This is a genomic window from Streptomyces sp. NPDC002809 (assembly GCF_040295435.1).
In the GTDB taxonomy this organism is placed as follows: domain Bacteria; phylum Actinomycetota; class Actinomycetes; order Streptomycetales; family Streptomycetaceae; genus Streptomyces.
The window spans coordinates 1-13,254 of record NZ_JBEOVJ010000131.1 but is presented as its reverse complement, the minus strand read 5'-3'; the positions used below and the strand labels follow the sequence as shown (position 1 = coordinate 13,254).

Genomic DNA, 13,254 nt, shown 5'->3' with positions numbered 1-13,254 from the left:
CAGACGTCCCCGGGTGACAATCTGTCGGCCTTGGTGACAACTACCGCGCTTCGGCTCAATGCCGCATCAACGAACCACCACGTGAGACATCCTCTAAAGATGGACTGGTTGGTTAGTGTCAGTCCATTTCATCCAGGAGATCTCTGATGACAGACCTCTGTGGACGGGAGGCATCCGGTGCCAGTTCCGCCAGGAGTTCCACAGTCGTAGACATCCATTCGGGATCACCGAGACGGGCTGCTGCACCCTTTTCGACCGTTTGCCGTAGAAGTTCGCCTACTAGCTTGATGTGGCGCCGTGGATATTTTCGCGAATGATGGTCAAAATCGGCGGACCAGTCCTCGTATGGATGGCGCAATGTCGCAGCGACGCTGGCACCACCACTTGCCGTGTATCCGGCACCTGAAAGGTTTGCGAGAATCTTCGCTGTTCGCGCAAGGCATTTCGAGCTGGCAACTTTACCTGGTTGGGCCGCCAGGTCGAAGTTCATCAAGCGCGACCAGGCGATGGTCTCACGATCGACTCCGTCGACGCGATGCACGAGCCCCTCTGGCGCCAGCGCTAGGTGCTCCCCCGACGAGTCACCGATAACCCAAACATCTTGCACAAACTCCAGTGGGCCCATTTCGCTATACATGATCGCCCACAAACTGCCATGCGGCCCCAAAGCTTGCCACATGCCCCTTCGTGATGTTCTTCTCAAGTCGACTCAAGACTTGCCTCATACCCGTTGAGAATGCCGCCGGAATTTCCATAAACTTGGTGAATGTGCAGGCTACGATAGCTCCGTAGTCGAGAACGGTTCCCCGACGCTTGACCGTTCCGTCGCACGCTTGGCTGCCGCCTCGCTCAACGGTAGATTCTTTGGTGTTCTCCCACCCATCACTAAAGTTCCCCTTCACGATACTACCGGAGATGCCGCCCTTTTGGGGGCGTTTCTTATCTGCAGCATTCTTCGCAGCGGCAATTGCGGCACGCGGTTTCGCAAGGCGTCAGCTTGCTGATTAGTCTTTTTGTCCGGGAAAGTAAAGACTTTTCCGCCCTCGCTGGCGTAGGGGCTGAGATTCCACCGGAGGTGTTTTCCACTGGAATGAGAGCGCGGACGAGAGGCATCGCGAGTCACAGCCTCAGTTGTGGGTGCCTTCGAGTGACCATCCGGTCGGAATCTGGACGACCGAACTCTGATCTGCGACCTGGTGGGAGAGTCGGCACCCAGGCGACGCACTACTGAAGCAAGATCATCTTGCGTAGGAGTTCAAATCCGGCCCGACCGTAGAGCTGCCGCTTGATCTTCTTGATGCGATTCACGGCACCCTCGATGCTGCCCGAGCTCCAGTCCAGAGTGAGCCCGGCAATCACGGCGTCCAGGTCTCGGCACAGATGGAGTGCGAATCCGGTGAGTCCGGGCAGCCGGCTGGCATCGACTGCGTCGATCCAGGTGGGGAGCGTGGCGCCGAGGCGGTCGGTGAGTATCTCGCCGAAGTCGCGGACGTGTCCTGCAGCCGTGTCCAGTTCGGGACAGCGGGCCAGGACGTGCTTCAGACCGGCCCGATCTTCTTCGGTCAGGGCCGTGGGATGTCGGGTGATCCAGCCGGTCACCTGCCGTACCGTCGGCGGCCGTGGCGGTGCCGCGGACGGAGCCCCGCGCAAGGTGGCGATGTGGGCTCGGACCATGCCGTAGGTGACGGGAGCCCGTTCGGCGACCAGCTCGCCATGCAGCCGGGTGACGCTGGTGCATCCCTCGGCGAAGCGTTGCTCCAGGTAGGGCTTGTAGGGGTCCAGCCTGCTGGGCCGGGGGCGGTTGTCGCGGATGGTCTCCTGCCAGCGTGCGGCGGCCGCGTACCGGAGCACGGTGTTCAGCCCCCAGCCCAGGTGCCGGGCGATTGCCCGGCGGGAGTGACCCTGGGCGAGCATCTCGTGGACCAGGGCGTGTGCGGCCTTCTTCCGTTCGGCCCGCCGGCCGACGGGCTCCGCGCTGTTCTGCGGCTGGCCGGAAACCCGTCCGGGGGCTTCCGGCTGCATGCCGCTGGGCATCGGGTTGCGCAGGCAGTCGCGGTGGGCGGCGACGCAGGTTTCCACGGCCCGGCCCAGGCCCTGCCACAGATGGAAACGGTCGGCGACCTGCAGGGCGTCGGGGGCTCCGCGTCGGGCACCCTCGGCGTAGGCACCCGCCCTGTCCCGGCAGATGACCTCCACACCGGGGTGGCGGTTCAGCCAGGCGGCCAGCGGCCCGGCTTCCCGGGTCGGGAGCACATCGACCACCCGGTGACCTTCGACGCTGGTCAAGACGGTGGAGTAGCTCTGGCCGCGGCGGATCGCAAAGTCGTCCACGCCCAGCACCCGCGGCGTGCTGAACTGTGGATCGGGCAGTGCCATGACCCTGCGCAGTAGAGTCATCCGTCCCGCGCCGAAGCCCAGCTGGGCCGCCAGTCGAGCGCCGGCCCGCCCCGCCAGAGCGAGCCCCACCTGCCCAAGTGCGTGGTTGAGCCGCGTGGTGAACCGCGCGTGCGGGACAGTCAGCCGGGAGAACGGCTCGGCGAAGGTCCGGCGCGGGCAGTCCGCGAACCCGCAGATGAAGCGTCGAACCGTCAGACGGATCACAAAACCCTGGTCAGCAAGTGGAAGGTCCCTCAGCCTGCGCTTGTAACGGTCGTGGACTCGGCCCGAGAAGCGGCCGCAATCCGGACAGGTGGCGCCGCCTGCACGGCCTCTCGCCACCACCTCGACCGCGCCGAACGCGGCCGTGACCGCCTCGACCTCCACCTCGTCGATCTCCTCGAACACCAGCGAGTCCCAGAACAGCACGTCGGTCTGCATACCCAGCACCATCACCGCCCACCGCCGACCACAGCGGCGAACGGAATGCACCTGAGGGAGCGTCACCTCCGGTCGTCAGGCGACAAGGCGTACGCCGTCTCGTACGAGCCAGGCCCTCGCAATCGAACAACGATGTCACGCTCCGCGACGACTCCCCAAGATCTGTGCCAGAACCCATTTCTCGTGGACATCCACGAGCCTCAAGATCGCCAACTGCTGCCCAAACCGGCCGACAAACGCTGTTGCTTGAAGTGAACGAAGCCAACAGGTGACCTGCTGGAACTCCTGGATGCGCTGGTCGCTGTTCTCCCTGATCGCGTCCGTGTCGGCGTACGCGTGAGCGCGCATAGCCGCGTACGGATGAAGGTACAGAGTTCTTGATGAGCTGAGCGCTGGCCCCTACTGGCGAATGCGGCTGTTGAGACTCGCGCAACGCCCGAGGGGCTGAGGGTGTGCCGACAGGGTCCGCTACCGCTGACAGCGCCTGGTCCCATGCCCGTGCCACGGCACCGCCGCCGGACCCAGTCGCCGCGAATGACGCCTACGGGCCGTCCCATACGACCGGCAGCCTTCCGAAGCTGCGGGGGCGGGTGCCGTCTGTACTCGCTGCGGCGCCGGAGCTCTCAGGAGCGCTGCGGATTGTTGGTGCTGCGGCCGTAGCGGGCGAGCATCGTCGTGACCGCCTCGTCGACGGCGTAGCTGACGTCGGCAGGTGCAGGGCTCCAGTCGGCGAGCAGCATCCGCGGCCACAGGACGTAGTTGGCGATCATGCCGAGGAACTGGTTGGTGGCGCTCTCTGCGTCAGGTACCACTGCAGTGCCCGCGGTGTGCTGGGCTTCCAGGTAGTGCTGGACGGAGATGAAGTAGGGCAGTTTGCCCAGTTCGAACTGAGTTCGTCCCAGTTCCGGGAAGCGCGGCAGTTCGGCGATGACGATGCGGAAGAGGGCTGCCATCGCGGGCCGGCCGATCAGGTCGGCGTACTGGCGGCCGATCGCGCTCAGGTCGGCGCCCAGGTCACCGGGCTGCGTCGCGGGCTCCGCCGGGTCGGGTCCGCCGTCCCAGTACTCGGTGACGATGGCCTCGAAGAGCGCCGCCTTGGTGGGGAACTGCTTGAACAGCGTGGACTTCGAGACGGCCGCTTCCTCAGCGATCTTCGCCAGCGAGGTCCCGTCGTATCCCCGCTCCAGGAACAGCTTTGTGGCCGCGGCGGTGATCGCCTCGCGCTTGCGCTGAGCGAGTCGTTGATGGTGGGCGGAGAGTCCTGCGGTCATGGGCCCAGTATGCCCCATCACGAGGCGAGTCACTTGACTCACCACTGTGCGGATGTTTATGTGGAGAGGGAGGCGAGTCACTCGACTCGTATTCGTTCGGTGGGAGCAACCCCCGCCGGCGCCGTCCCGTCCCCGCATGGAGGAGCACTCATGAAGTCAGGCAAGATCGCACTGGTGACCGGCGGCAATCGCGGGCTGGGCCGGGCCACGGCCCAGGCGCTGGCCCGGCACGGACTGCGCGTCATCGTCACCTACCGCGGCGACGCGCAGGAGGCCGAGGAGACGGTCAAGGACTTCCAGGAAACCGGCGCCACGGCTGCCGCACTGCGGCTGGACGTCATGGACGTAGCCTCCTTTCCCGCCTTCGTCTCCCACCTGGCCGCGCAACTGGAACGCTGGGAGGCGACCCGGCTGGACGTCCTGGTCAACAATGCCGGGATCGGGCTGTTCGGACCGCTGGAAGCGGTCACGGTCGACGACTACGACGCGATGATGGACACCAACGTGCGCGGCACGTTCTTCCTCATCCAGGCGCTTGCGCCCGTACTGGCCGAAGGGGGGCGGATCATCAACGTCTCGTCCTCCCTGAGCCGCCACACCAGTGCCGGCACGTCGGTCTACTCGGCCTCCAAGGCGGCGGTCGAGGTCCTCAGCCGGACACTGGCCGTGGAGCTGGGGGCGCGCAAGATCCGCGTCAACGCCATCGCGCCGGGGCCGACCGCCACCGACTTCAACGGCGGCGCCATGCGGGACGACGCGCAGATGCGCGAGGGCCTGAGCGCGCAGACCGCGCTCGGCCGCGTCGGCGAACCGCAGGAGATCGGCGACGCCATCGCTGCGCTGGCCTCCGAGGACCTGCGATGGGTCACCGCCCAGCGCCTCGAAGTGTCCGGCGGCGCCCTGCTGTAACGACCCCCGTCCACACCATGTGCCCCGCCCCTCGCTTGGCAGAACCGGGAGAGGCCCGTCGCGGTCACCGGTCTGATTGAAGTAGCGCAGATCCACGACCCTGTCGTCTCGCATGGCAACGAGAGCCAGTCGGCTGCTACTTGCTCTGCACGTTCATCCGTACTTACCTCTGCACATACGCGAGTACGCCGACAGTCCGCCGTCCTCGCCCTCACGACCGCCGCCACGACCACCGCCGACCCTGCCGGACCAGCCCGTCTCATCCCGCTGACCTGCCCCGAACTCGTGAGGATCCTCCGAACCTTCGTCCTCACGCCACCCCCACGGGACACCGGACACGTCCTGCACTGGATGGCCTGGCGGCGCCACCATCAAGCCGTCGCACAAGCCTGCCACCAGCAGTGACACGCTCTCCATGATCAACCATGATCAGAACTACAGCTGCCATGTCTGTCAGTCGTGCGCGGCTGGCGTTCACGTGATGGTAGGCGGAGAGGTGTTGCGTCGCACACGGAGTGCTCGAGGTGCACTTGATCAATGTCGAGATCTCGTGGCCCGCAGAGTGGTGCCCTGCCTTCATGCCTACGGCCGGCCGCGATCACCCGAACGAGACTCCCGTTCGACGCCCACCCCTCAAGATCGGAACGACAACAGCCTCTTAACGTTGGGGTACTCGTCAGTACCTTCACTCAGGCCGCCTACCGCGAGGCAAAATAGAGGAGGCATGCCAAGGTTCAGTGCGTTGTGGCAAAGGGAGTCCCTGTTCGATGAGCAGGGGCTTCTTCGTGTGCGGGGCATTTTTGAGACGGGGTAGGGGCAGGCAGGGGACGCTTCGGGGGCCTCAAGTTCGGTGACGACCACGTCCACTCCTTCATGTCCTACGGCCTACCGCTGCCCAGCGGGTCCTTCACCCCAGGCAAGAAGCTGCTGACCGGCGCCACCGAGAAACGCATCATGACCGCGTTCGACGAGGTGTACGCCGATGTCCCCGCGAACGAACGACCGGCAGTCCTCAAGAGCTCCTCCTGCGGCCGGTCGGTCGAACGCGGTAGCCACATCCCCGACTACAACGGCCACTACGACCTGCCCCAGACCAACTGCCGCCTGCGCTGCCCCACCGCCCAGCACGACGTGTGCGCGGCCAGCCAGACCCCTGACGAAGAGACCGTCCGCCAGCTCCTGGCCCGCATCGACCGGGAAGGAACGCCGGTCGACATCACCACCTCCACCATCGTCGTCCACGCCGACCTCAGCCCGTTCGAGCGCATGTTCCTGCGCCAGAACCTCCTCCACCCCGTCCACACGGCCCGCCAGGCCGCCGACCTCGTCGCCGAAAGGCTCTCCGCATGACCGCCCTCCCCGCAGCGCGCACCTACCTGCCGCTGGCCCAGTCCCCGCTACTCACCGGCCGTACGTACCGTGCGGACGCCGAACTCGCCATCCGGCTAGCTCACCAGGCATTACCCGACCCGGCCACCATCCGCTCCCTTCTCAACGTTCGCGCCCCGAGGCTGCCGACCAGATCACCGCCGCCCTGGAAGCCCGGACCGACCTGCCCCCCGCGGCACTCGCCCTGCTGGTCGCCCACCGCCCAGCGTCCAAGCCGGCCACGTCCCGGCTCAAGAACCTGCTCTTCCCCGGCCCGGCCGCTGGGTGCCACACCTTCGCCCGCACGATGGCCCAGCTCGCCCACCGCCCCAAAACGATCGACCACCCGTTCCTGGCCAGCCCCCGCTTCGCCGAAGCCGCCGCCACCGTGAACCCCCAGGCGCTGAACGACCTCCTCGCGCCCCTGCTCGCCGCCCCCGTCCTGACCGAACCTGCCGACGCGGCCCTGGGCGCCCTCATCCAGGCGCGCAGCGCGGCACAGATCCCGGAGAATGACCTCGACCAGGCCGCCGCCCGTGCGAGAGAACGCACACGGAGCAACCGGATCGGCACCGAACTCGCCGCCCTGATGGGAATCCCCGAAATTCCTCAAGGTCGCTCACCATACCCACTCGGTTGCCCGCTCTACCAAGGACCGGATTCGCCAAGCCGGCTGAGGGTTCGCCGTTCCGGCAATTCGGATGCGTCGAGCGGATCGAGGGTCTAGCATCCGCTGAAGAACAGGGGCTGGGGGCATCATGGTGACCGACGCTGACCTGCGGCATCTGCGCCGCTGCGTGGAACTGGCGACCGAGGCGCTGGAAGTGGGCGACGAGCCGTTCGGCTCCGTGCTCGTCGCCGCGGACGGGACCGTCCTCGCCGAGGGCCACAACCGTGTGGCCTCGGGCGACCGGACCCGCCATCCGGAGTTCGAGCTGGCGCGGTGGGCCGCGGCGAAGATGTCCCCCGGGGAACGAGCGGCGGCGACCGTCTTCACCTCTGGTGAGCACTGCCCGATGTGCGCCGCCGCGCATGGCTGGGTCGGGCTGGGGCGCATCGTGTACGTGAGCTCCTCCGAGCAACTGGCAGCCTGGCTCGCCGAGTTGGAGATTCCAGCGCCTCCCGTGCGGACCCTGCCGATCCGGGATATTGTCCCTGACCTCGTGGTGGAGGGCCCGATTCCCGGCCTCGCGGAGCAGGTGCGCGACCTACACCACCGCTTTCACCGCGCATCCTGAGCGCAACAACGCGGTTCGGGCCGGGGTGAGCACCACGGGACTCATCAGGCGCGCCGACGGCATCGGCCCGCGCGACGGGCTTCTCTTGCGCTGACCGTTCATCCCGATCCAAGTGCGGGGCTTGTCAGGCAAAGCCGGGCCGGTAGTGTCCAACCGCAGGCCAGTCCACTGTCGGGTGGGGCATCAAAGTGAGCAGGTCTGTCCACCCTCTGAGCGCGGGGTGGGGAATTTCAAGGAGCCTCATCAGCCCGCCGCGAGGAAACGATCGCCGCGCTCGCCCAGCACACCGGCGGCCTCACCCTGGCCGCCACCCTCTGGTTCGACGCGCTCGCCGAGGCCGCCGACACCCCGCAGAACCCCGGACGCGCCCTGGCCACAGCCCTCCTTGCCCCGCGCACGCTCGCCGCCGACGCGGTGCCCGACTGCCCCTGGCCCGCCGTCCAGGCCCGCTGGCAGCAGCTTCGAGCCGCCGCTCGCTCCGCGAGTCGGCACTCCCAGGTCTGGTCACCGGCCTGGCAGAAGGCCGCCACCACCACAGACGGCTCCACCTGGGACCCCAGCCAACGAGCACTGATCGCCGGCTACGACCTTCTCGCCGAGCACGTCCGAACCCACTACACCGAGGGCCCCACTCCCACCCCCGAGCGGTGCTGGGCCTCCGACCCGACAGGTCGTGCCCTGCTGCACACCATCGCGGACCACCTCACCGGACACCTCGGTCACAGCCCGCTGCCACACTTCGACGACGCCCTGCTCATCACCTTCGTCCAAGCCCACGCCAAGAACAGCCGGCACAAGATCCCCGGAGCCCTGCACATCCACGGCCTGATCGCCGCGCTCAAGGCAGCCCGCTCGAAGGCCGCTCTCCTCACCCTCACCCAGACACCCGACGTCGGCATCGTCATCCCCATGCGCTCCGAAACCGGACGGCTCGCGCCCGCCTCACCCGACAACCCCGACGGACTCGACGCCCTGGCCGCAAAGACCGCACAGCTCGCGTGGCTCCTCGAAACCCGCCCCGATGCCCGCGCGCACCTGCTGCTCATCGACGAGGCCCCCGACAGCGCCTCCGCACAGGCCGCCGAGGAACTGACCGGCCCCCACCCCCGGATCAGCATCACCATCGCGCACCGAGCGGCAGTGACCAGCAGCAAGGGCGGAGCGGTCCTGTGGGGCCTCAACCAGCTGCACGCCGCCGGCCACGCCACCCTCGCCTACACCGACCTCGACCTCACCTACCCCCTCGACCAACTCGGCCTGCACCTCGAAGCACTGACCCACCCCCGTGCCGGGGCGGTCATCGGGTCGCGCCGCAGGCCCGACTCGCACGGCTACTACCCGCCTGCCGGCCCCACGCCGGCCACCCTGCTCTACACGCAGGCGGCCAATGAACTCCTCGGCCTCAACGTCACGGACCCCCACGTCGGGAACTCGTTGCTGACGACGAATCCGTCGAACTCGGCAGGTACTACGGTGATCGGACCTTCCCATGCCGTCAGTTTTCGCATCACGACCTGGCCAACGCGCAGCACATTCATTGCCGTGTACTCTGTATCTGCGCCGTAGAGTTCGCCCTTGTCAATGAGCCTTTTCAGTGTGGCCACCGATCGAGTGACGGGGCTGTAGGCGTGGGCGGGGCCGCGACGCACAAGGCTCCCGTACCGTTGAGGGAGCAGTCGTCACCCGCGAGCGTGACCGCCGCTGCAAGCTCTCACCGCACCAACGGGCTGTCGTCACACTCGAGTACCTGCACCGTCACGACACTCTCACCCCGCATCGCCGTCGCCCCCGGGATGGCTGCGGCCAGTATGGGACAGCCTCTTGCGGGAGAAGCGCGCCGCACCTGTGTACCAATCTGGTGCCGATGCCCCAGATCGCAGGGGTGATGCGGGTGTCCACACGGGATGATCACCTTGTTCTGTACACCTGCTTGGCTTCTGAGTGCACTTCGGGGGACCTCTTGTACCGCTTGACCCGCCGCACTGGCAGTGCTCTGACTGCCGTCGCGCTGATTACCGGCATGGCATCCGCCTGTTCTGACTCGCCTCCGGCGTCCAAGGCTTCGCAGCCCGAGAGGGCGGCGAGCTCCACCGTGGCTCCCATAGTGCAGCCGCCCTCCCAGTCCGACAGGGAGCAGCTGAACCAGGAGGCCCGCGACTTGCTCAGCATGGCGGAGCGCCTGGAGTCGGACGAGGAGGGGTTGGTCTCGGCGGGAACCCTCGCAGTGCCCGGGCAGAACCTGGACGAGACCATCGAGTCCGGCACGGCCCTGCGGGTGGAGGTGGCGTGTGCAGGGGAGGGCTCGGTCACCTTCACGGTCTCCTCAGGCGCCGCCAGGACAGCTGAGCGCGTCGACTGCACGCAGCCGATGACGAAAGGGTTCGACTTCACTACGGCCGGGCCGAGTCTCGCGATCCAGGCGGACTCACCCGAGGAAGACGGGGTAGGCACTGCCTACATGGTGAGCCGCGTTTCCTGAATCGATCCGGCTGACGGCCCTGGTCTCGGATTCGGCGCACGTCCCGCAATTCGCGGAGCGGTTGTCCTGACCTGCTTGGCGAGTACCAGACTTGAGTACTGGTACTCACACCGTGCCGTGGTTCCGCCGGGAGCATGTGGATCACAAGATCCTTTGGGGAATCGATGAACTCTCGCACTCTGCTGCGTCTGATCTTTGCCAATACTGCTTCCGCCGTCTACCTGGGCCTCGTCGGGGCGTCCGTCGTGTTCGAAGGGGTGGCCGCACTGGTCTCCGATCCCGGCATCGTCGAGATCTGGCCCTTCCTTCTCACCGCCCCGTGCTCCCTGCTGGCAGCGGGGGCAGTCGGTGCGATCGGGGGCATACACGCATCCGTCTGGTTCTTGGTCGGCGGGGTTGTCGTCAGCGCGTTGGTCCAGTCGTTCGCTCTTGGAGCGCTCGTGGAGACCCTGCGCGGCCGCCGACGAGGGGCCACGCGGCCGAGTCGAGGCTGAACGGTCGGGTGACGGCGGTGAGGCCGCAACGCACGAGGCACCCATGCCGTTGAGGGAGATGTTCGAAGTCTCAACTCATCAGTGCTGGTGCCTCGTTGGTTCCCTATCCTGCCGCACTCGACCTGCCTCATGCGCTGGTCGAGTGGGTCACGATGCTCATCGTCACCCGCGAGGGTGAACGCCGCTGCAAACTCCCGCCGCACCAACGCGCGCTCGTCGCTCTGGTGTACCTGCGCAAGCACGACACCCTGGCCCAGATCGCCGCGGCCTTCGGCATATCGGTCGGCACCGCCCACGCCTACACCACCGCGGTCATCGACCTCCTGGCCGACCGGTCCCCGGGCCTGCTGAAGGTCTTGCGTGAGACCGACCCGGAGTACGCCGACTACTCGCACAAGCACCGCCGCCACGGCGTGAACGTGCAGGTCGTGACCGACCCGGCCGGCCAGATCCTGTGGATCTCACCGGCCCTGCCCGGCCGGTGTCACGACCTGACCGCGGCCCGCACCAACCGGATCATCCGGATCTGCGAACGCCAGGGCGTCCCCATCCTGGCCGACCGCGCCTACACGGGCGCCGGCCCCTGGGTCACCACCGGACGCAGACGCCCACCCAACGGCCAGCTGACCCCGACAGAACGGACGGCTAACCGGGCACTGGCCACGTCCCGAGCTCCCGTCGAACGCGGAATGGCACGACTCAAGTCCTGGCGAATCTTCCGAAGATCGCGATGCAGCCCGAACCGCATGACGTCAATCGCCAAAGCCGTCCTCACCCTGGAGAGGCAACGCTGAAAACGCTCACTAACCGAACTCGCTCGCACCACACGAGGCCCCCCAGGAGAGCGCTGATGGGGCAGGACCGACACCAGCGGTCCGGTAACCTCGGCAATCTGATTACGCATCAGTAAGGTCAGCAAAGGGTCAGCAAGTGTTTGATCAGACCTGGTCACAGGTGCCAACACGTGCAACTGCCGACCGCCAGAGGAAGCGACCCACGGGAGGCACAACTGCGTCCCCCCGCCGGCACGGCGGGGGGACGCAGCGAGCGCACGCGGCAGGAAGCGCCGGAGAACACATCGCTCCAGGTCAGCGCACCCGTCCCCTCGGTTTCAGCGCCACCGGCGGCAGTTCGGGAGCAGACAGCCGGTCGCCGTCGTAGCCGTTAACCTCACCGAAGCGGGAGCCCTCCGCCCACGCCTGCCGGGCCTCCTCAATTTCCTCGTGGGAACGCCCGATGAAGTTCCACCACATGACGATCTCCTCCTCGAAGGGCTCACCTCCCAGGAGCATCAGCCCCGCATCGGACTCCGCGCGCAGGGGAAGCTCCGTGCGGCCGCAGCCGAGATAGAGCATCGAGCCGGGCAGGACGGGGACGCCGTCGACCTCCGCCTCTCCGGACATCGACAGCACGGCGTACTCGAAGTCGGGGTCCAGCGGGAGGCGCGCTTCGGCTCCGCGGCTCAGGGCGAGGTCGGCGCCCACGATCGGGGTGTACGCGGTGCCGGGCGAGGTGGCGCCGTCGAGGGTGCCGAGGATCACGGTGGCCGCGAGGCCGGGGGCTGTGACGGTCGGCAGGTCCGTGTGGTGCTGGAAGTGGGGTTCGACGTGGCGGTGGGCATCGGGGAGGGCGACCCAGAGCTGCGCGCCGTGCAGCATCGCGACGTGCGGCCTGGGGCTCTCCTCGGAGTGACTGATGGCGCGGCCGGAGGTCATCAGGCCGAGTTCGCGTGGGCGGATCGTCTCCAGACTGCCCAGGCTGTCGCGGTGCAGGACCTCGCCCTCATGGAGCCAGCTGACCGTCTGCAGGCCCATATGGGGGTGGGGCGGCACCTGCATCCCGGGTTCATCGGCGATGTCGTCGGGGCCGTAGTGGTCGACGAAGGCCCAGGCCCCGACCATGCGACGGCCCAGATTGGGCAGCAGTCTGCGGACCTCGGTGGACTCGCCGAGCTGGACATGGCGCGGGGTGAGGAGTTCACGTACGGGTTCGGCGACGACGAAGCCCCGCCCTCCACAGACGGAGAGTGCGGCCTGGCGATCGAGATTGCTCATGACGCTCAACCTATTCCCGTGCGGCTCCACGCGGGCAGCACCCACGCCGAATATTTAGTGGAATGTTAAACCATCAGTGGGTGTTGTGGCGTGTGGACGCGTACGGGAACGGCCCGGCGGACACCATGGACCGAGGAGGTCACATGAGCGACACCTACTACGAGTTCGGTACCGCTGCCGAGCGCTGGGACCGTGCGCAGTTCTTCTTCGGGTCGAAGGAGTACACGATCGCGGCCCGGATTCTGGGGGGACTCGTCGAGGAGGTGCCGGAGCAGGTCGCGCCTCGGTTGCTGCTGGCCCGGGCCTACTACCACTCGGCTCGGCTCGTCCGGGCGGAGACCGAACTGCGCGCGGTGCTGGAACTCGACCCCGTCGAGGAGTACGCACGGCTGATGCTCGGCCGCACGCTGGAGCGTCAGGGCCGGCAGGCCGAGGCCGACACGCAGTTGCGAATGGCCGCCGCACTGTCCGGGGACTTCACCCCGACCGGTGGTGCCTGACCGGGTCACGCAGCGGGGGGCCCCCCCAGTTCACCGTGGGGGCCCGGCGCGCGCTGGTAAAAGACCACGGCGCCAACCGCCCCAGGCACACCCAGGCGGGAAGAGCGGACCTAGAACGCGTGGG

The 13,254-nt window shown here is 67.2% G+C and carries 13 protein-coding genes and 2 pseudogenes; 11 read left to right on the top strand and 4 right to left on the bottom strand.

Features of this window, described 5'->3' with window-relative positions; all coding sequences use genetic code 11:
- Positions 1-118 precede the first annotated feature (118 nt).
- From ABT025_RS37875 to ABT025_RS37865, 3 genes are all read right to left on the bottom strand, one after another.
- Complete coding sequence (locus ABT025_RS37875; RefSeq protein ID WP_351003250.1) at positions 119-679, bottom strand: hypothetical protein; 561 nt, start codon at positions 677-679, stop codon at positions 119-121.
- A 545-nt stretch (positions 680-1,224) separates the two neighbouring features.
- A complete protein-coding gene (locus ABT025_RS37870) occupies positions 1,225-2,817 on the bottom strand; it encodes an ISL3 family transposase (protein ID WP_351003249.1) in 1,593 nt (530 codons plus the stop codon).
- Positions 2,818-3,440: 623 nt separating this feature from the next.
- The gene (locus ABT025_RS37865; RefSeq protein ID WP_351003247.1) at positions 3,441-4,088 is read right to left on the bottom strand and encodes a TetR/AcrR family transcriptional regulator; all 648 of its coding nucleotides are present in this window, start codon (positions 4,086-4,088) and stop codon (positions 3,441-3,443) included.
- A gap of 150 nt (positions 4,089-4,238) precedes the next feature.
- On the opposite strand from ABT025_RS37865, the gene ABT025_RS37860 reads away from it, so the two are divergent.
- The 10 genes and pseudogenes from ABT025_RS37860 to ABT025_RS37820 all read left to right on the top strand — a co-directional run bounded on the left by ABT025_RS37860 (position 4,239) and on the right by ABT025_RS37820 (position 11,370).
- A complete protein-coding gene (locus tag ABT025_RS37860; protein ID WP_351003246.1) occupies positions 4,239-4,997 on the top strand; it encodes an SDR family NAD(P)-dependent oxidoreductase in 759 nt (252 codons plus the stop codon).
- Positions 4,998-5,192: 195 nt separating this feature from the next.
- Positions 5,193-5,402 (top strand): annotated as a pseudogene (locus ABT025_RS39615) (IS701 family transposase); the annotation flags it as partial.
- A 468-nt stretch (positions 5,403-5,870) separates the two neighbouring features.
- Positions 5,871-6,347: a hypothetical protein gene (locus tag ABT025_RS37855; RefSeq protein ID WP_351003244.1), complete on the top strand. Its 477-nt coding sequence runs from the start codon at positions 5,871-5,873 to the stop codon at positions 6,345-6,347.
- A gap of 325 nt (positions 6,348-6,672) precedes the next feature.
- Complete coding sequence (locus ABT025_RS37850) at positions 6,673-7,092, top strand: hypothetical protein (protein ID WP_351003243.1); 420 nt, start codon at positions 6,673-6,675, stop codon at positions 7,090-7,092.
- Positions 7,093-7,123: 31 nt separating this feature from the next.
- Entirely contained in the window at positions 7,124-7,603 is a 480-nt protein-coding gene (locus ABT025_RS37845; protein WP_351003241.1) for a nucleoside deaminase, read from the top strand.
- Between the two features lie 414 nt (positions 7,604-8,017).
- Positions 8,018-9,169 carry a glycosyltransferase family protein gene (locus ABT025_RS37840; RefSeq protein ID WP_351003240.1) on the top strand — a complete coding sequence of 384 codons (1,152 nt, stop codon included), beginning with the start codon at positions 8,018-8,020 and terminating at the stop codon, positions 9,167-9,169.
- Positions 9,170-9,278: 109 nt separating this feature from the next.
- Positions 9,279-9,371, top strand: a pseudogene (locus tag ABT025_RS37835) (IS5/IS1182 family transposase); the annotation flags it as partial.
- 324 nt (positions 9,372-9,695) lie between these two features.
- Positions 9,696-10,082, top strand: a complete 387-nt coding sequence (locus ABT025_RS37830) for a DUF6023 family protein (RefSeq protein WP_351003239.1) — start codon at positions 9,696-9,698, stop codon at positions 10,080-10,082.
- Between the two features lie 164 nt (positions 10,083-10,246).
- On the top strand, positions 10,247-10,576 hold the full coding sequence (locus ABT025_RS37825; RefSeq protein ID WP_351003238.1) for an SCO4225 family membrane protein: 330 nt from the start codon (positions 10,247-10,249) through the stop codon (positions 10,574-10,576).
- 95 nt (positions 10,577-10,671) lie between these two features.
- On the top strand, positions 10,672-11,370 hold the full coding sequence (locus ABT025_RS37820; RefSeq protein ID WP_351003237.1) for a transposase family protein: 699 nt from the start codon (positions 10,672-10,674) through the stop codon (positions 11,368-11,370).
- A gap of 294 nt (positions 11,371-11,664) precedes the next feature.
- Here ABT025_RS37820 and ABT025_RS37815 read toward each other — a convergent pair whose 3' ends face one another.
- Positions 11,665-12,630, bottom strand: coding sequence for a pirin family protein (locus ABT025_RS37815; RefSeq protein ID WP_351003235.1), 966 nt, complete (start codon positions 12,628-12,630; stop codon positions 11,665-11,667).
- Positions 12,631-12,773: 143 nt separating this feature from the next.
- Here ABT025_RS37815 and ABT025_RS37810 point away from each other — a divergent pair, with 143 nt between their 5' ends.
- On the top strand, positions 12,774-13,130 hold the full coding sequence (locus ABT025_RS37810) for a tetratricopeptide repeat protein (RefSeq protein WP_351003233.1): 357 nt from the start codon (positions 12,774-12,776) through the stop codon (positions 13,128-13,130).
- The last annotated feature ends 124 nt before the right edge of the window (positions 13,131-13,254 follow it).